The organism is Prosthecobacter sp., assembly GCF_044226605.1.
Lineage (GTDB): Bacteria > Verrucomicrobiota > Verrucomicrobiia > Verrucomicrobiales > Verrucomicrobiaceae > Prosthecobacter.
The window spans coordinates 163029-180594 of record NZ_JBGAGS010000008.1 but is presented as its reverse complement, the minus strand read 5'-3'; the positions used below and the strand labels follow the sequence as shown (position 1 = coordinate 180594).

The window sequence follows — 17566 nt, the reverse complement described above, 5'->3', positions numbered from 1 at the left end:
TCATGAAACCCATCTGCATCTTTTTCCTTTTGCTCGCAGGGGCTGCCGCCGCCCATGCGCAGGCTCCAGGAGTGCCGGTGTACGCGGAAGGGCGTGGGGCCAAGCCGAATGCGGCACTGACAGAGCAGGCAAAGAAACTGCAGGGAGCCTCCGAACTGCTCTCGATGACGAAAGCCATGGAGCAGGCGCAGCGGACGCAGTGCGAGATCGTCCTGCCTGCGGCGGATTCAAAGCCTCTCACGGCGCGCGAGCGCTGGCAGCGTGCGCGCACGGCGCACCTTCGTGTGGGGCAGCTGTATCTGTGCTCCAAGTGCGACCGCTGGCATCTGGACCTGGCCGGTGGCTATGCCATCACCGCCGATGGCGCGGTGGCGACCTGCGCACATGTGATCGCGCCGCCGCCGAACATGAAGGAAGGCTGGCTCGTGGTGGCCACGGAGGATGACGTGCTGCTGCCGGTGACGGAGGTGCTGGCCTGCAACATCGGCACGGACTGCGCCATTCTACGCGTGAAGTCCGCGCAGCCGCTCACAGCGCTGCCGCTCAGCATGGACGTGAGCCCGGGGGACCCGGTGTGGTGTTTCAGCGATCCCGCAGGCAAGCGAGGGTACTACAGCGAAGGCATTGTCAGCCGGTTTGTGAGACGGGCTTTCATGCGCAAGAAGGAGGCGGACAAGCTGCCTGAAGGCACCGCCGTGGCGAAACCGGTATGGCTGGAAACCACCACTGACTGGGCGCCGGGATCGAGCGGTTCGGCGCTGATCGACCAGTTTGGCAACGGCGTGGGCCATGTGTCCGAGATCCAGACGGTGCTCGAAGACCCGCTGCCGGTGCGGAAAAAGAAAGGCAAAGAGGACATCTCCTCCAGCCAGCAGCTTGGCACGCAGATCGTGTTTCACCATGCCATCGGTGCGGCGGAGGTGAGAGCGCTGGTGAAAAACCCCTGAGTTATTTTTGCAACTCCTTCACGGGGACAGGGTTCGATGCTTCACCCCTGAAGTATTATGCCTGCAAGCACCCGACAAAAACGCACCAACGGCTCGTGCACCACAAAAGCCGCCGCTGCAGCTTCACCGCTGGATGACCTGCCGGCGCTGATAGCACGGACGAACATCCACTTTCAGGCACTGGTGGAGCGCACACTGGCGGAGCTGAAGCTGGACCGCCTGCTGCGGCCCGGCATGGCCCCGGTGCTCTTTGCGCTGTATGAGAAGGACGGCTGCATCATCAAGGATCTCGCGGGACGCACGCAGCGTTCGGCGGCGGCGCTGAACTCCCTGCTGGGCCGGCTTGAAAAATCAGGCGTGGTAAACCTGCGCACCTGCGCGCAGGACGGCCGCGCGGTGCGTGTGCGTCTCACCGCCAAAGGGCGTGAGATGGAGCCGCGCGTGCGTGAACTGCACCGCCGTGTGGTGGCGGCGGTGGAGCAGGGCCTCACGGCCGAAGAGGCGGCCCAAGCTGCCACCCTGCTGCAGCGCATCATCGCTGGAATAACCCAGGAAGAGCAGCGCCAGAATTCCCTCCCTGCCACCCAACCCACACGCTGAACCCAAATCATGAAACCCATCCTCTGCATCCTCCTGTTCGCCGCATCGTTCACCAGTGTCCTGGCGCAGCAGCTTCGCGCTCCGGCTGGTGTCAAAGAACTGCGCGATCTCGCCTACGTCGAAGGAGGGCATGAGCGGCACAAGCTGGACCTTTATCTGCCGGAGAAGGCCGCGGGTCCGCTGCCGCTCATCATCTGGGTGCATGGCGGTGGCTGGCAGAATGGCAGCAAGGATGGCTGCCCGCCTTTGCGCGGTGGGTACGTAGAGAAGGGCTATGCCGTGGCCAGCATCAACTACCGCCTGAGCGGGCACGCGGTGTTTCCGGCGCAGATTGAGGATTGCAAAGCAGCCGTCCGCTGGCTGCGGGCGAATGCGGGCAAGTATTCGCTCGATCCCAAGCGCTTCGGTGTATGGGGAGCTTCCGCGGGCGGGCACCTGGTCGCATTGCTCGGCACCAGCGGAGATGTGAAGGAGTTCGATGTCGGGACGAATCTGGACCAGTCGAGCCGCGTGCAGGCAGTGTGCGATTACTTTGGCCCGACGGACTTCACCGTGTTCGTCACCACACCGGGTTATGAGAGCCATGCGACGGATGCCTCACCGGAGGCAAAGCTGATCGGAGGCGCGGTGATGCAAAACAAGGACAAGGCCGCGCGGGTGGACCCGATCACTTATGTGACCAAGGATGATCCGCCATTTCTCATCGTGCATGGCGACAAAGATCCCACCGTTCCGATCAACCAAAGCCAGCTTCTGTTTGGGGCGCTCAAAAAGAGCGAGGTTAGCGCGCACTTTCACACGATTCATGGCGCAGGCCATGGCGGGCCCGGATTCGCGGGCAAGAACATCGATGACATGGTCAGCACCTTCTTTGAGGAGAGGCTCAAACACGGCAGTGTCAAAGTCGACGCGCTGGCCACGGAAAGCACGGCGGATGCGGCGGCCATGGAGCGCGATCCGCGCAAAGGAATGCCGCAGGGAGGCGCACGACGTGGCATCCCCTGGGAAGTGATCTCCGGGCGTGACGACAAGAACAAGGATGGCAAGGTCACGCGTGAGGAGTTCAGCGGTCCGCCGCCGCTCTTCAAGCTGCTGGACAAAAACAACGATGGCAGCATCACGCGTGAGGAAAATGAAAGCGCTCCGCCGCAGCCAGCGGCTCCTGCGCAAAGTCCGTCCGCCACTGTTCCCGCACCTCAGAGCGGCGCGGGCGCTGCGATGAAGGGCTTTCAGCTTGATGGCGAACGCTGGACCTATCGGGACGGAGATTTCACAATGGACGGCATTTTCATGAAGCCCGCGGGGAAGGGGCCCTTTCCGGCAGTGCTGATCAGCCACGGCATGGGCGGCAATGCGCAGGCCTTTGGTGGAATGAAAGCCCGCGAGATGGTGCAGTGGGGCATGGTGTGCATAGCGCCGAACTACACGCATGCAGGGACCGGGGGTGGAGACCGTGCGAAGTTTGGCGCGAGCGCTGAAAACATCCGCCGTGCGCAGACCTGCCTGGCCATTCTGCGCAGCATGCCGGAGGTGGATGCCAGGAGGCTGGCGGCTTACGGCCACAGCATGGGAGGGTTCGTCACCATCGGTCTCGCGGCGACGGCACCCGAGGGGCTGAGAGCTGCGGCGATCACCGGCAGCGGCATCTCGCCGCAGGAGGGCTATGCCGCGCCTTCCAATGCGGCGGCTGAAAAGGTCCGCGTGCCCTTCCTCATGCTGCATGGCGGCAATGACAGCACCGTGCGTCCGGAACAGTCCGCTGCGCTCAAGCAGGTGCTGGACAAAAACAAGGTACCAAACGACCGCCTCGTGGCCGATGGCCAGGGGCACCCCATCGACCAGACGATGCGGGAGGAGGTGTTTCGCCTGGTGCGGGAGTGGTTCCAGAAACAGAATCTTTGGAATCCTTAGGATGTTTTAGAAGAATGGGATGGCAAAATATCGCTTCCCAAGCGATTTTTGAACCCTTAACATCGGCCAAACTCCAAAAGGCCATGTATCAGCACCGAATCACCCTATTCACGGCTGCTCTTGTGAGCACGGTATTTAGCGCGAAACTGCATGCCGCAGACGACTGGAGTGTGAAAAGCGCGGAGAAGCCGAAGGTCGCGATCTATGCCGAGGATGTGACCGTGGACGGCACGCGCCGCCCTGATCTGGGCCGGGCGCTGGCGGACAGCATCAGCACCCATCTGCTGCGCCGCGGCCAGATGCGTGTGTTTAACCTGAGCACGGAGGAGACCAAAAACGGCACGCAGACACTGGCCCTGCCCAAGGATGTGCAAGGCAGGACCTCCATGCTCGAGAAGGACATCGACTACCTGCTGAGCTTTAATCTTTTCTCCACCGCGAACGAGCATCGGCTGACGATGAAAAAGACGCGTGTGGACACTTCGGAGCTGATCGACTCCCACCAGTTTTTCACCTATGGCCGGGCCAGCGACGTGTTTTCTCTGGTGAACAAAATCGTGGATCGTGTTGATCCGCTGCCGGTGCAACACCCTTTCCCATTGACGCAGTCGCCTGCCGAGATCCGGGCGAACCAGCCAGATCCCATTCCCTACCAGGCCATGTGGGCGGGCGATTACTCGAACCCGGGCAGCCTGGCCTATGACCCGTGGCGCACCAACAATGCGGCGCAGTATGATCTTAAAAATGTGCCGAAGGCGCTGATCTACCGGGAGCTGGGTTCCATCCAGCACATCGACACCACCTGGAGGTTCACCGTCGTCAAGCCGGTCAAAGGCGTCCAGCTCAGCCCGCGTGATCCGCTGCACGTCCTGTATGACGAAGGGGATGTGTATGCGAACCTGCGCGTCGGCACCGTGGAGCCGGGGGGAGTCATTGCCGACTACGGCGGCATGACGCCGGAGCACCACAAGCTTTTCAATGGAGACAAGGTCTTCGGCTGGCACACGCCTCCGGTGGAGAAGCCGGCAAACACGAAGTAGGGTTGATATGGCGTTGGCGCGGGCTATTGGCACTGCCGCCCATCACCGCCCGCCATGCTACAGCTCTCCCAGGTTCTCCTCCCCGTCGATCATCAGGATGAAGACCTGCGCCGTGCGGTGGTGAAACTGCTGGGGGCGCGCGATGAGGATGTGATCAGCCTCAAGGTGAAGCAGCGGGCCATCGATGCACGGCGTGGGCATGTGGAGTTCAGTTTTACCCTGCTGGTGGAGGTGAAGGACGAGGCGCGGGTGCTCAAGCGCATCGGCAAAAATCCTCGCATCGGCCCGGCGCCGGAAGAAGACTATCGCGAAGTAGCACAAAACGTGGCGCGTGCGGCATCGGCGCGTCCGGTGATCGTCGGCACGGGGCCGTGCGGTTTGTTTTGCGGACTGTTGCTGGCGCGTGCCGGACTCAAGCCTCTGCTGCTGGAGCGTGGCAAGGCTGCCGGAGATCGTGCGCGTGACGTCACCGGCTTCTGGCGGCGCGGATGGGATTTCAATGCGGAGTCCAACGTGCAGTACGGTGAAGGCGGCGCGGGCACCTTCTCCGACGGCAAGCTCTACACGCAGATTCGTGACCGAGAGCACCGCATCCCCTGGCTGCTGCGCGAGATGGTGGCCGCAGGCGCTCCGGAGGATATTTTGGTCAAAAGCAGGCCGCACATCGGCACGGACCGCCTCATCAAAGTCGTGCGGCATGTGCGTGAGGAAATTATCGCGCTGGGTGGCGAGGTGCGGTTCAACGCCCGCGTGGCGGATGTGGTGATCGAGGATGGGGTGATGCGCGCGGTCACGCTGGCGGATGGTGAAACGATCGAAGGCTCGCGCTTTGTTTTCGGCATCGGTCACAGCTCTCGGGACACCTTTTCCATGCTGCACCGGCATGGGGTGCCCTTTGAGGCCAAGCCGTTTTCCATCGGCGTGCGCATCGAGCATCCGCAGTCGCTGATCGACCGCAGTTTGTATGGCAAATGGGCGGGGCATGCGCGGCTGGGGTCGGCACCGTACAAGTTTGTGGCGCATTGCGGCACGGGTCGTGCGGCCTACAGCTTCTGCATGTGCCCCGGCGGACTCGTCGTCGCGGCCACGTCTGAGCCTGGCATGGTGGTGACGAATGGCATGAGCAGCTATGCGCGTGCGGAATCCAACGCCAACAGCGGCTTCATGGTGGATGTGCGGCCGGAGGACATGCCTGCGGGAGATGTGCTCAGCGGCATCGAATTTCAGCGCGACCTGGAGCGCAGGGCCTTTGCGCTGGGGGGCAGCAACTACCACGCGCCGGCGCAGCTCCTGGGTGATTTCCTGGCTGGACGCGCCTCCACGGGCCCCGGCAAGGTCAAGCCCTCCTACGAGCCGGGCGTGGTGTGGTCCAACCTGACCGAATGCCTGCCCGAATACACGATTGAGACGATTCAGGAGGCGATCCCGCGCATCGACAAAAACCTGCCGGGCTTTGCGCTGGAGGATGCGGTGCTCACCGGGGTGGAGACGCGCAGTTCCTCGCCCGTGCGCATCCCGCGCGATGTGCAGACGCTGGAGTGCATCCGCGTGAAGCAATTTTATCCGGCGGGAGAAGGCGCTGGCTACGCCGGCGGGATCATTTCCGCCGCAGCGGATGGCATGCGCGTGGCGGAGGCTATTTTACGGGAGGGCTGAGCGAATGTGCGCCAGCACACCGCGGCAGCCGTCCTCCAGCAGGTCCAGCACCAGCTCAAAGCCCTGTTCGCCGCCGTAGTAGGGATCAGGCACCTCCCGGTCACTGTGGGCAGTGCAGAATTCGCAGAACAGCCGGATTTTGGAGCTGAACTGGGAGGCGACATCGTAGGTTCGCACATCGCGCAGGTTTTGATTGTCCATGACGAGCACGAGGTCGTAGTCCCGCAAATCGTTTTGGGTCACCTGCCGGGCGCGGCTGCTGAGATCATAGCCCCTGTTTTGCGCTGCATTGCGCATCCTTTGGTCGGGGAGCTTGCCTGCGTGCCAGCCGCCGGTTCCTGCCGAGCGGATGGCCACCCGGTCCGCCAGCCCCTCGCTCTCGATCAGCGCCCGCATGACGCCCTCCGCCGCAGGGGAGCGGCAGATATTGCCCAAGCAGACGAAAAGAAGGCGGAAGGGGGCGGACATCCGTTCAGCTAGGCCAGTGCCGGGCCAGGCACAAACAAAAACCGCCTCCTGTCCGCAGGGGATGCCGACCATCCCCGATGGAAGATTTCTTTTCGTGTGAACGAGTCTTTGGTTGAGCCGTAGTTTGAGCACGCTATTTGCTATCCAACTCAAAACCCCCACGCCCACCCCCATGTCTGTTGTATCCAAAGGTCTCGAAGGAATCGTTGCTGCTGAAACCCGTCTTGGGGAGGTGAAAGGAGCGGAGGGCGTGCTGTTCTACTGTGGTTACGACATCAATGAACTCGTCAAAGTCAGCTACGAGGAAGTGGTGTACCTGCTCTACTACAACAAGCTTCCGAACAAGGGCGAACTTGAGAAGCTGACCACGGCGCTGCGTGCCGAGCGTGAACTTCCCCAGGGGGTGATCGATTTCCTGAAGGCGGCGCCAAAAACCGCCAAGCCCATCGACATCATGCGCACCGCCGTCTCCATGCTGGGCTGCTATGACCAGAAGCGCTTCGACATTGAAGTCAGTGAGAATCTCGCCAACGCCATCCGCCTCACCTCGCAGATCGGCGTCATCGCCGCTTACTTCCATCGTGCACGCCAGGGGCTGGAACTCCCGCCGGTGCGCAAGGACCTCAGCGAAGCCGCGCATTTCCTTTACCTGATGAATGGCGAGGTGCCGAGCAAGGAAGCTGAGAAGACCCTCGACATCGCCTACATCCTCCACGCCGAGCACGGCTTCAATGCCTCCACTTTCACCGCCCGCGTGGTGGCCTCCACCTTGAGCGACATGTTCTCCGCCATCAGCGCCGCCATCGGCGCGCTCAAAGGCCCGCTGCATGGCGGTGCCAATGAAGGCGTGATCCACATGCTGGAAGAAATCGGCTCCCCTGACAAGGTGGACGCCTGGGTGGCGGACGCTCTGGCGCAGAAGAAGAAGATCATGGGCATCGGCCATCGTGTTTACAAGGTGCTCGACCCCCGTGCTCCCCACCTGCGCGAGATGGCCATTCAGCTTACCAGCCAGCTCGGCGAGTCGAAGTGGATCCAGATGTCCGAACGCATCGCCGAAATCATGCGCGAGCAGAAGGGCCTCAATGCCAACGTGGACTTCTACAGCGCCACGGTTTACTACAGCCTCGGCATCCCGACCGACCTCTTCACCCCGATCTTCGCGATCGCCCGCATGAGCGGCTGGACTGCCCACGTGCTGGAGCAGTGGAGCGAAAACCGCCTGTTCCGCCCTCTCAGCGCCTACGTCGGCAAGCCGTACGGCCAGAAGGTGGTGCCGATCGAGGAGCGCTGATCGTCCGCTAAGGTAAAGTTTAAGGTTGGAAAGGTGGCAAAACCTTGTGTTCGCCACTATCGTAGAAGCTTTTATGCGACTCTTTCCAACCATTGGAGCCGCCGCTGCGATGTTGTGCACGCATGCGGTGGCGCAGCCGGCCACACGTCTCGTGTGGCAGCCGGTGCAGGAGTATTTCATTCATCGGGATGAAAAGCAGCAGGTGCTCGCGGGCACCAAGCGGCTGAATTCATTCACCGCCTACACCCACATCGGCACGGACTTTGGCTTCCACGGGCCGGCGGAGCATGAGATGGAGTGGCTGACGGATGAAGTCGTGGTGCATCTCGGCCAGCAGCCGGAGGCCTGGGCCGGCATGTGGCACAGCCTGGCAGGGCAGGCGCGCAATGCGAACCGCGTGATGAATTTCACGCAGGCCTATCCCGCACCCATCGCTCCGAGGTATCAGCCGCGGGTGACTGCGGTGATGATCGAGGCCGCCGGACGCGGGAAGATCAAGCTGGAAATCAAATCGCCTGCCAATGAGGAGCGCTGGTCGCAGATCATTGAGCTTTCGGACCCGCAGTACCAGATGTCTGTGCATGCCGTGGCTCCGGAGGCGGTAAAGGACGGCAAGACCATCATCTGGACGGCGGAACCCGGGGCCGAGGTCAAGGTCTCCGGGCTGTTCCTTGGCATTGAAATGCCGCAGATGCCCTGGGACGTTTACACCTTCCTCGCTTCGTATGCGAAGATCGCCCGCAGTTATTCCATCGACACCGGCTTTGTTCGTGACCGTGCCCACATCGAGGAAGGCGCCTTTGAATCCGTTTCCGCCACGGGCATGTACGTCCTCGCCTCCGCGGCGGCTTCGCAGGAAGATCTGGGCATTGTGAGCCCGGACTACGCGCGCTGGGTGCTGGCCCGCACGCATGAGGCCATGAAGAAACTCAAAACCGGGCGCGGCCTGCTGCCGCATTTTGTGCACAAGCACGAGAACAAATACTGCATCCACCCGGGCACGGAGTACAGCACCGTGGACACGGCCATCTATGCGCAGTCCATGCTTCTGGCCGCCATCATGCTGGATGTGCCCCTCGTCGCCGGGGAGCTGGTGGAGCAGATGCAGGCCATCGATTTCGAACACCTGCACCTGCCGGACGGGCAGCTCTCCCACGGCCTGGCCGATGATGCGAGCACGCTGCTCCCTCATGGCTGGCTGGACTGGGGCGGAGAAACAGCGCTGGTTACGCTCATGGAGGGCATCGCACGTCCGGAGCATCGTCCGCCGCCCATGCGCGCCCCGGGCAAGGCCTGGCAGGGCACCGGATTCATCACCGAACTGCAAAGCTTGTTTTATCCCGACTTCGACAGCGATGTGCCCGACGCCCACGATGGCGTGCGCTGGCTCAGCGTGCGCCGCGCCATGCTGGGGGCGCAGCGCGCCTACATCCCCAAACGCTGGCCCCAGTCCCACGCCGCGCGCAATGGCATCTACGGCCTCTCCGCCGGGGAAAACGAGGCGGGCAACGGCTACTACGTCGGCGGCGTCGATCTGCCGGACCAGAAGCTTATCCACCCGCACTACATCCTGATGTCCGGCGCCCTGCATTCGGAGACGTCCGAAACGTATGAACTGCTGGAACGCATGGAGAAGGCCAGCTACTTCCCGCCGTGGGGCATGGTCGAAAACCTCGAAGTCGATGGCCGCAGCTACCTGCCGATGGAAGGAGCGCTCAATGCCGGCTTTGAAGCCCTTGGAGCCTACCATCTGTACGCCAAACACCGCAAAACCTCGGACGCCATCTATGCGGCCAGCTTGAAAAGCCCGCAGATCCGGCGGGCGATGCAGTTGTTCTACCCCTCTGAGACCAAGGAGGCCGCCGGGCAGTAGCCTGCAGCCCGCAGAAGCTGGCCCTTGCTCCAAGGCCCAACCCCGGCTAACTGAACAACCCATGTTTGTCGATCAAATCAAAGTCCAAGCGCGCGCCGGAAAAGGCGGCGATGGCAGCACGCACTTTCACCGCGGAAAATTTCGTCCCAAAGGCGGCCCTGACGGCGGCGACGGCGGAAACGGTGGCAGCCTCATCCTGCTGGTGGATCCCAGCACGGACAGCCTGCGCAACTACGTCTTCAACAACCGCCTCTTTGCCGAAGACGGGGCGAAGGGCGGCGCCACGCAGTGCACCGGGCGCAGCGGCAAGGATGCCATTTACAAAGTGCCGCCCGGGACGCTCGTCAGCCGCGTCATTCATGAATATGACAACGAGACGAATGAACTCGTGACCCGTTACGAGCCCGTGGCCGACCTGACTGAGAGCAATTCCCGCTACGTGCTTTGCAAAGGCGGCAAGGGAGGGAAGGGGAATGTGCATTTCAAAACGTCCACCCATCAGGCCCCACGTGAGTTCACCCCAGGCACTCCCGGAGAGGAAGGAGAGTTCCACTTTGAACTCCGCAGCATTGCGGATGCCGGATTCGTCGGCGTGCCGAACGCGGGCAAGTCCACCCTGCTTTCCAAGCTTAGCGCCGCCAAGCCGAAGATCGCCAACTACCCCTTCACCACGCTGCAGCCGATGGTGGGCGTGATCGAGTTTGGCCCCAACCGCCGCGGCAGTCTGGCAGACATTCCCGGCCTCATCGAAGGCGCGCACGAAAACATCGGCCTCGGCCATGACTTCCTGCGCCACATCATGCGCTGCCGCGTGCTGCTGTTCGTCGTGGACACGGCCGGCACCGAAGGCCGCGACCCGGTTTCCGATCTGGAAATCGTGCGCAAGGAGGTCTCGCTGTATTCCAAGGAACTGAGCAAGCGCCCCTGGTGCATCATCGCCAACAAGGTGGACCTGCCGGAAAGCCAGGAGCACCTCGCCAACCTCAAGGAGCGCTTCAAGCGCATCAAGATCCATCCCGTATCCGCCGAAACCGGCGAAGGCCTCGACAAGCTGCGCAAGTGGCTTGATGAGAAGATTGGGCAGGACGTGGACTGGTAAACTCGCATGTCCCTGAACCGCTCCAATCTCTGCTGGCTGGCTCTGGCGTTGATCACAGCGGGGTATCTCGTCTTCTGGGGGCTTCTGCTCGGAGCCACGGCGATGTACAGCACGCCGGATTCCTGGCTGCAGGTGCTGAAGTCGCCCAACATCCGGCATGCGACGTTTTTGAGTCTGCTGACGTGTTCCGTGGCAGCGGGTTTTGCGCTGCTTGTGGCGGTGCCGGTCGGGTATCTGATGACGCGGCTGGAGTTTCGCGGCAAATCGTGGCTGGATGCGGCGCTGGACATTCCCATCATCCTGCCGCCGCTGGTGGTGGGGTTGTGCCTGCTGATCTTTTTTCAGACGAAGATTGGCAAGGTCATTGAGATGGCGATTCCCTTCACCTACCAGGTCAGCGGCGTGGTGCTGGCGCAGTTTGTGGTGGCGGCGGCGTTCGCGATTCGCACGATGCGCGGCACGTTTCAGCATCTTTCGCCCCGGCCTGAGGAGGTGGCGCTGACGCTGGGCTGCACGCGGTTTCAGGCGCTGTGGCATGTGGCGCTGCCGGCGGCGCGGCGTGGCATGGTGGGTGCGTTTTGCGTGGCCTGGGCGCGCAGTCTGGGAGAGTTTGGGCCGATCCTTGTCTTTGCCGGGGCCACGCGCATGAAGACGGAGGTGCTGCCCACCACGGTCTGGCTGGAACTCAGCGTGGGAAATCTCGATGCCGCCGTGGCGGTGAGTTTGTTCATGGTGCTGCTGGCCGTGCTGGTGCTGGTGGCAGTGCGTGCAACGGGGGAAAAAGTATGATCCAGCTCGAACAACTCACCTGGAAAGTCCCTGGCCGCACGATCCTGGAGAACGTGAGCGTGGCCATTCCCTCCGGCACCTATGCGATGCTGATGGGCGCGACCGGCTGCGGCAAGACTTCGCTGCTGGAGATCATCTGCGGCCTGCGAAAGCCCACCTCGGGGCGTGTGCTGCTGGACGGCAAAGACGTCACTGCATTGGAGCCGCGCGAACGTGGCATCGGCTACGTGCCGCAGGATCTGGCGCTCTTTCCTGGGCTGCGGGTGCGCGGGCAGATTGGCTTCGCGCCCAGGCTGCGCGGCATGCAGCCTGCGGAAGTGGAGAAATGCGTGACCCGCCTCGCCGAACAGTTTGGCATTTTGCCGCTGCTGGACCGCTTGCCGGACATGCTTTCCGGTGGTGAAAAGCAGCGCGTGGCGCTGGCCCGTGCACTGGCCGCGCAGCCCAGGCTGCTGCTGCTGGACGAGCCCCTGTCCGCGCTGGATGAAAGCATGCGTGCCGAAGCCGTTGCGCTGCTCCAGCGCGTGCAGGCCGAGCATTCACTGACCGTTCTTCACGTCACCCACTCCAGGGGTGAAGCCGCGGCGCTGGGCGCCCTGCACTTGCGCATGTCCGCCGGAAAGCTGGAAGTCGAACCGCCTCAGGGCGCAAAGTGAACGCGGTAGTATTTCCGAGCGGGTGATGCGGGATTAAAGGTGCCGCTGGACAGGCCCGTGGTGGTGGTCGGCACGACGGGATTGCCAAAGCGTGTCCATGTGGTGAAATCGGTGGAGGATTCGATGTAGTAGAGCAGGTAGGGAGTGGCGGACCATTGCAATGACGCGCCGTCCAGGGCTGTGGTCTTCAGCCGCGAGTTGGCATCCACAGGACTGGTGCCCAGCAGAAATTCCGTGAGATTGCTCAGGCCGTCCTTGTCCTTGTCATCCGTGGCCCGGCTGAGATTGGCGGCGCTGGGAGTGGTTGAGCCAAAGTAGGTGGTCATCCAGCTGTCCGGAAGTCCGTCGGCCGCGCCAGAAGGTTTGGAGTCTCCATAGATGGAAGTGATGCGGACACGCGTCCAGGGGGAGGCATTGACACCGTCGGAAAAGCGCACCCATTTGAGCACATAGAAAGAGGTGCTGGCAGGATCGACACTGCCATCGCTGTAGTAGCCTCCCTGCGTCACTTTGACGGTGCTGCCTGTGAAGCTCAGCGTGCCGCCGCCGCCAGATACAGGACCCGTGGTCACAAGTGTCAGCGATGCCGAGGCCGTCTGCAGATCGCAGCCGAAAAGCTGAAGCTCATTGATGCCTGCGACCGTGGTGATGGCTGACGGGGCGGTGACCATGGACATGATGCGGTCATACGAATATGGCGGCGTGTCCGTCGGCGGATGCACTTTCTGAATCACCGGCCCGTCGTAGCTGCCGAGAGTGGCGCCGCGGCCGTCGGCATGCGCCTGGAAAAACATGACGGCTTGTTTCAGAGTGGTGTCCGTCTCCGCCGAGTTTTCGCTGGAGTGCGCCATGCCCAGGGAGTGGCCCACCTCATGGCAGAGCACCTCTGCAAAGGTGCTCAAGGTCTGCATGGAAGTGGCGGTGTGTTTCAGCACCACGTAGCCTCGCGTCGTCTTGTGAAATTCCAGGCCGCTGACCTGCCCGCCACCACCGCCGGTGGCGGTGAAATCATTGCTCACATTTGTCGTGGCACGGCCGCCCACGCCCAGCGTTGTGGTGCCGGAGATTTCTCCATACAAATCATGCAGCTGTATGCGGAGGCGTTCATCATCAATGCTGACCGCCGCGGCGGACTGGCCGAAATTTTGCAGTCCGTCAAAGCGGAAGCTCAGCCCCGTGACGGCGCTCCATGCCGCGAGCGCCTGGGTCACCGCATTGAGCGCCTGCACCTGGGAGATGCCGGATGGCAGGGCCTGCACGTCCACCAGATAGCCGATCTGCTCTCCCCGGTCCGGAGCGAGGAGGCGTGCGGGGATGTTGTTGCCGTCCACCAGGAGACCGACCGCACTGGAGGGCGTGCCGGAGTTTGCCTGTTGCACGCCCGTCTGGCTGCTGAAGTCACCACCTGAGACCGGCGCCGTCTGCGCTGTACCCGCCGCTGCAGCCAGCTGACGCACCCGGCGCAATTTGAGCAGATTCGCAAATCCGCGTCCCGGCAGCGCGGTGCTGACACTTTCAGCTCCGGCAAATCCGCGCAGCAGCTCCAGCGATCCATCGGCCCGCTTCGTCACGTAAAACAACCGCTCATCACCCACGGCAAACGCTCCCGCCAGACCGGTGGACTCGCTCTCTCCATCCAGTGTGCCGCCGCGCTGAACGAGGGTGATCGAGGCCGGAAAGCGCCCCTTGATCGACTCCAGCACAGAGATTTTTACCCGGGTGAAAATGCCACCCCGCAGCGGGTGCCGGAAGCTTTCCAGCCCCGTGATCCTCCCCGTGCAGATGCCCAGGGCGGCTTGGACGTCCTCCTGCTCGCTGGTCGGAGCGAGAGAGGATGCTGGCAGCCAGCTTATGGAGACCTGCAGCAGGGCCATGACGCCAAACACACACCGGGCCAGGAAAAGTCGATGGTAAACCATGCGCGGAGGATGCCACACAAGCCGCTTCTATGAAAGATCCCTGTCGGGAAAATGCACGGAGTCGTTGGAATCTGCTGGAAGCTGCGTTTAGTTTCCCGCAAACACCCCCCTTGGAATGGATTGGAATGACTGGCAGCGCGTGCTGAAATGGCGCGCACTCGAAGAAGGCGATGCCGATGGCGTTCTCGTCAACGCGGAGCGTCGGCGTGAGGCCACGGCGCACACGCGCGCCGGGCTGGGCTCCGAAGAGATCGCCGGGGACATGCTGGACGAGCGCTCCGAGTCCTTTCTGGACAAGCGGGCGGAGTGGCTGGAGCGCGAGGCGGTGGGCTGGCGCGGGGATTTGATCCGCGTGCTTGACCTTCTGTGTGTGCCGCACGGGCGCTGGTCCTGGGCGCTGGCCGGCTGGATCCTGGCGCTGGTCACAGGCTATTGGGTGACCGACCTGGGGCAGGAGGCGGAGTTCAATCTGCTGGCTCTGCCGCTGGTGGGGCTGCTGGCGTGGAATGCGGTGGTGATCGTTCTGGGACTGCTGTGCGAGCTGATCCCGGCCAACGCCGTGGCCGGGCGCGGAGGCTGGGTGGCTGAGTTCCTCGCGCATGGCATTTCGCGGATGGGCAAAGCCTCCAAGGAAGTAACCAGCGGCGTCGCTGAAACGGTGCAGAAGCGCTTTGAAGAGCTGGCGTGGCCTCTCGCCTGGAAGCGGCTGCAAATGCGGCTGCGCATGTGGCTGCACGTGGCGGCAGCATTGCTGGCCATCGGCGGTGCCGTGGCCCTGTATGCACGCGGGTGGTCGCGCGAGTACCGTGCCGTGTGGGAAAGCACGCTGCTCAGCGAGAATGGCGCAAAGGCGTTCTTTGAGGCCTTGTTCACACCGGCTTCCAGGGTGCTGCGTTTACCCGTGCCCACGGACCAGATCGATGGCATGCATCGCACAGGGGGCAAGGTGGAGACGCCTGCGCCCGCTCTGCCGTGGATTGATTTGTATGCTGGAACGCTGATGGTGCTGGTCGTAGTGCCGCGTCTTCTGCTGGCAGGCATCGGGGCGGCACGCTGCTGCCGCACGATGGCGAGGCCGGCGCGTGCGTTGCAGTGGGGCAATTACCTGCGGACGCTGCTGCGTGCCGTGGAGGGCGGGAGCGAGCGCATCCAGGTGCTGGTGCATGCCATCGAGCCCACGCCTGCTCACCGTGAGGTGTGGGATCGTGGAGTGCGGGAGCGCTTTGGTGGCATGGCGCGTGCGGAGTATGTGCGCATCCCCGCAGGGGAGGAGGATGAATTTGCCGCCGCCTGGCAGCCTGTGTGTGCCAATCTGGTCATGCTCTTCAACATGGCCACCACGCCTGAGGCGGAGGTGCAGCGCCGCCTTGTTTCCGACGTGCGCCAGCGTCTGCTGACCAAGCATGCCGATCCGGAGCTCGTCGTGCTGCTGGACGGCACGAGCCTCGCAGGCCGCTGGTCGCCGGAAAAGATCGCCGGCCGTGAGCAGCTTTGGTCAGAGATGGTTGAGGGGATCGCCTCTGACGTGATTGTGGCCGTGCGTAAAGAATCCGCACGCGCAAAGCCCCTGGCATCGTAATGTTCATGAAGTTTCCCTCCCTAGTGCCCGCACTTTTCTCCAGAAACAAATCCACCAGCACGCCTGACAAACAGGCGGGGGAGCTGAACGTGCGCGATGCCTCGGATGTCGTGACGCTGAGCCTCATTTCGCACACGAATGCCGGCAAGACGACGCTGGCCCGCACCCTGCTGCGCAGCGATGTGGGGGAAGTGCGGGATGCGCCGCATGTCACGCTGTTCAATGAGTCGCACAACCTGCTCGAAACGGGCGGCTTCATGCTGCGCCTGTGGGATACGCCGGGCTTTGGCGACAGCGCGCGGCTGATGAAGCGCCTGAAGCGCGAGCGCAGCCCCATCCTGTGGTTTCTTTCCCAGACGTGGGACCGCATCACCGACCGTCCTCTGTGGTGCAGCCAGCAGGCGCTGAAAAACGTGCGCGATGAAGCGGACGTGGTGCTCTACCTCGTCAATGCCGCCGAGCCGCCCGAGGCCGCCAGCTACATCGGCCCCGAGATGGAGATTCTCAGCTGGGTGGAGAAGCCCGTGGTGGTGCTTCTGAATCAAACCGGGCTGCCCGGCAGCTCTTTGCTCGAGGCCACGGAGCTGGAGTCATGGCGCACGCATCTGCAGCAGTTTGAGATTGTCCGTGAAGTGCTGACGCTGGATGCCTTTGCCCGCTGCTGGGTGCAGGAGGACATCCTCATGGATTCGCTGGCACCGCTGATGCAGGGCTCAAAGATCCCGACCTTTCAGCAGATCAAACGTGCCTGGGCGCAGCGCAATGTGGGTGTCTTCCAGGCCTCCGTACGCCTGATTTCCGAGCAGCTTACCGCCGCCTTGTTTGACGGCGTGGAGGTGCGCTCGGAAACGCTGCTGGAGCGTGTGGGCTGGCAGCGCGATGACTTGAACCGTGAATACAATGAAGCGCGGCAGAAACTGGCCACGCAGCTTGCGGATCGCATCGAGCGGACCACGAACAATCTCATCGAGGCTCATGGCTTGAAAGGTCAGGCGGGCCACGAGCTCAGCCAGGTGGCGCGTGAGCATTTTCATATGCCGCAGGCCGTTTCTGAAAACATCTGGGGTGTGCTCGGCAGCTTTGCTGGCGGAGCCATGGGCGGTCTCATCGCTGATCTCAAACTCGGCGGCATGACTTTTGGCGGCGGCGCGCTTCTTGGCGGGATCGCCTCGGGCATCGGTGCCTACGCGTTGATCCGCAGCTACAACCTTGTGCGTGGCAGTGACCAGCGGCTGCGCTGGTCGCGTGAGCATTTCCGCGAGCAGGTGAAGCTCTCCTTCCTCACCTATCTGGCCATCTGCCACTTTGGCCGTGGACGTGGCGAATGGAAGGAAAGCGAGCAGCCCCAGCTCTGGCGCGAAGCCGTGGATGCCGTGACCGATCTGCACTCAGACGCCATTGATCTTCTTTGGAAGGCTGGCGTGCAAAAAGACACGCAGCCCGCGACGCTTTCACGCCAGGCCCGTCAGCTCACGGGCGACTGCATGGTGGCGCTGCTGGAGCGGCTGTATCCTGGAGTGGATGCGGCGGCGTGGCGGGCGTGACTTCGCTTCCGCCGTCCTCACATCAGGTTCATGGAAGGGGTGCTTGTGGCGGCCTCCATGGCAGCTTTTCTAAGACGCGATCTTGGAGCAAAACAGATGGCAGGTGGCTGCGGATCTCGGCAGCGGCTCAACTCTCTTTTTGTGCCTTAACAGACCCTTTTTGAGGCGTTGTCGGTGGCTGGCACTTATTG

14 protein-coding genes are annotated in these 17566 nt (G+C 62.7%); 12 read left to right on the top strand and 2 right to left on the bottom strand.

The genetic code is table 11. The features are described from left to right. Positions 1 to 2 precede the first annotated feature (2 nt). The 5 genes from ACILSO_RS12790 to ACILSO_RS12770 all read left to right on the top strand — a co-directional run bounded on the left by ACILSO_RS12790 (position 3) and on the right by ACILSO_RS12770 (position 6154). Positions 3 to 947, top strand: coding sequence for a serine protease (locus ACILSO_RS12790; RefSeq protein WP_395737805.1), 945 nt, complete (start codon positions 3 to 5; stop codon positions 945 to 947). Between the two features lie 57 nt (positions 948 to 1004). Next, on the top strand, positions 1005 to 1547 hold the full coding sequence (locus ACILSO_RS12785; RefSeq protein ID WP_395737804.1) for a MarR family winged helix-turn-helix transcriptional regulator: 543 nt from the start codon (positions 1005 to 1007) through the stop codon (positions 1545 to 1547). A gap of 9 nt (positions 1548 to 1556) precedes the next feature. Next, complete coding sequence (locus ACILSO_RS12780; protein WP_395737803.1) at positions 1557 to 3458, top strand: prolyl oligopeptidase family serine peptidase; 1902 nt, start codon at positions 1557 to 1559, stop codon at positions 3456 to 3458. A gap of 83 nt (positions 3459 to 3541) precedes the next feature. After that, positions 3542 to 4498, top strand: a complete 957-nt coding sequence (locus ACILSO_RS12775; RefSeq protein ID WP_395737802.1) for a hypothetical protein — start codon at positions 3542 to 3544, stop codon at positions 4496 to 4498. Between the two features lie 54 nt (positions 4499 to 4552). Further along, positions 4553 to 6154: an NAD(P)/FAD-dependent oxidoreductase gene (locus tag ACILSO_RS12770; protein WP_395737801.1), complete on the top strand. Its 1602-nt coding sequence runs from the start codon at positions 4553 to 4555 to the stop codon at positions 6152 to 6154. On the opposite strand, the gene ACILSO_RS12765 is transcribed toward ACILSO_RS12770, so the two are convergent. Continuing rightward, positions 6140 to 6622 carry a low molecular weight protein-tyrosine-phosphatase gene (locus ACILSO_RS12765; RefSeq protein ID WP_395737800.1) on the bottom strand — a complete coding sequence of 161 codons (483 nt, stop codon included), beginning with the start codon at positions 6620 to 6622 and terminating at the stop codon, positions 6140 to 6142. The genes ACILSO_RS12770 and ACILSO_RS12765 overlap by 15 nt on opposite strands. A 172-nt stretch (positions 6623 to 6794) precedes the next feature. Between ACILSO_RS12765 and ACILSO_RS12760 the strand changes: the two genes are divergently transcribed. The 5 genes from ACILSO_RS12760 (at position 6795) to ACILSO_RS12740 (ending at position 12333) form a co-directional block, all read left to right on the top strand. After that, positions 6795 to 7916 (top strand): citrate synthase, encoded by a 1122-nt coding sequence (locus tag ACILSO_RS12760; protein ID WP_395737799.1) that lies wholly within the window; start codon positions 6795 to 6797, stop codon positions 7914 to 7916. Between the two features lie 73 nt (positions 7917 to 7989). Next, entirely contained in the window at positions 7990 to 9789 is a 1800-nt protein-coding gene (locus ACILSO_RS12755; protein WP_395737798.1) for a hypothetical protein, read from the top strand. A gap of 61 nt (positions 9790 to 9850) precedes the next feature. Beyond that, the gene (obgE, locus tag ACILSO_RS12750; RefSeq protein WP_395737797.1) at positions 9851 to 10888 is read left to right on the top strand and encodes a GTPase ObgE; all 1038 of its coding nucleotides are present in this window, start codon (positions 9851 to 9853) and stop codon (positions 10886 to 10888) included. Between the two features lie 6 nt (positions 10889 to 10894). Further along, complete coding sequence (locus tag ACILSO_RS12745) at positions 10895 to 11677, top strand: ABC transporter permease (protein WP_395737796.1); 783 nt, start codon at positions 10895 to 10897, stop codon at positions 11675 to 11677. Next, complete coding sequence (locus ACILSO_RS12740; RefSeq protein ID WP_395737795.1) at positions 11674 to 12333, top strand: ATP-binding cassette domain-containing protein; 660 nt, start codon at positions 11674 to 11676, stop codon at positions 12331 to 12333. Before ACILSO_RS12745 ends, ACILSO_RS12740 begins: the two co-directional genes overlap by 4 nt. On the opposite strand, the gene ACILSO_RS12735 is transcribed toward ACILSO_RS12740, so the two are convergent. Next, the gene (locus ACILSO_RS12735; protein ID WP_395737794.1) at positions 12318 to 14252 is read right to left on the bottom strand and encodes a matrixin family metalloprotease; all 1935 of its coding nucleotides are present in this window, start codon (positions 14250 to 14252) and stop codon (positions 12318 to 12320) included. The genes ACILSO_RS12740 and ACILSO_RS12735 overlap by 16 nt on opposite strands. 115 nt (positions 14253 to 14367) lie before the next feature. Between ACILSO_RS12735 and ACILSO_RS12730 the strand changes: the two genes are divergently transcribed. Next, on the top strand, positions 14368 to 15831 hold the full coding sequence (locus ACILSO_RS12730) for a DUF2868 domain-containing protein (RefSeq protein ID WP_395737793.1): 1464 nt from the start codon (positions 14368 to 14370) through the stop codon (positions 15829 to 15831). A 5-nt stretch (positions 15832 to 15836) separates the two neighbouring features. Beyond that, the gene (locus ACILSO_RS12725) at positions 15837 to 17375 is read left to right on the top strand and encodes a GTPase domain-containing protein (protein ID WP_395737792.1); all 1539 of its coding nucleotides are present in this window, start codon (positions 15837 to 15839) and stop codon (positions 17373 to 17375) included. The last annotated feature ends 191 nt before the right edge of the window (positions 17376 to 17566 follow it).

Excerpts from the sequence above, each read along its gene's own strand:
- ACILSO_RS12775 (WP_395737802.1), top strand. The coding sequence starts at position 3,542 with ATGTATCAGCACCGAATCACCCTATTCACGGCTGCTCTTGTGAGCACG.
- ACILSO_RS12770 (WP_395737801.1), top strand. The coding sequence starts at position 4,553 with ATGCTACAGCTCTCCCAGGTTCTCCTCCCCGTCGATCATCAGGATGAA.
- ACILSO_RS12755 (WP_395737798.1), top strand. The coding sequence starts at position 7,990 with ATGCGACTCTTTCCAACCATTGGAGCCGCCGCTGCGATGTTGTGCACG.
- ACILSO_RS12790 (WP_395737805.1), top strand. The coding sequence starts at position 3 with ATGAAACCCATCTGCATCTTTTTCCTTTTGCTCGCAGGGGCTGCCGCC.
- ACILSO_RS12740 (WP_395737795.1), top strand. The coding sequence starts at position 11,674 with ATGATCCAGCTCGAACAACTCACCTGGAAAGTCCCTGGCCGCACGATC.
- ACILSO_RS12725 (WP_395737792.1), top strand. The coding sequence starts at position 15,837 with ATGAAGTTTCCCTCCCTAGTGCCCGCACTTTTCTCCAGAAACAAATCC.
- ACILSO_RS12765 (WP_395737800.1), bottom strand. The coding sequence starts at position 6,622 with ATGTCCGCCCCCTTCCGCCTTCTTTTCGTCTGCTTGGGCAATATCTGC.
- ACILSO_RS12780 (WP_395737803.1), top strand. The coding sequence starts at position 1,557 with ATGAAACCCATCCTCTGCATCCTCCTGTTCGCCGCATCGTTCACCAGT.
- ACILSO_RS12785 (WP_395737804.1), top strand. The coding sequence starts at position 1,005 with ATGCCTGCAAGCACCCGACAAAAACGCACCAACGGCTCGTGCACCACA.
- ACILSO_RS12730 (WP_395737793.1), top strand. The coding sequence starts at position 14,368 with ATGGATTGGAATGACTGGCAGCGCGTGCTGAAATGGCGCGCACTCGAA.
- ACILSO_RS12745 (WP_395737796.1), top strand. The coding sequence starts at position 10,895 with ATGTCCCTGAACCGCTCCAATCTCTGCTGGCTGGCTCTGGCGTTGATC.
- ACILSO_RS12760 (WP_395737799.1), top strand. The coding sequence starts at position 6,795 with ATGTCTGTTGTATCCAAAGGTCTCGAAGGAATCGTTGCTGCTGAAACC.
- ACILSO_RS12735 (WP_395737794.1), bottom strand. The coding sequence starts at position 14,252 with ATGGTTTACCATCGACTTTTCCTGGCCCGGTGTGTGTTTGGCGTCATG.
- obgE (WP_395737797.1), top strand. The coding sequence starts at position 9,851 with ATGTTTGTCGATCAAATCAAAGTCCAAGCGCGCGCCGGAAAAGGCGGC.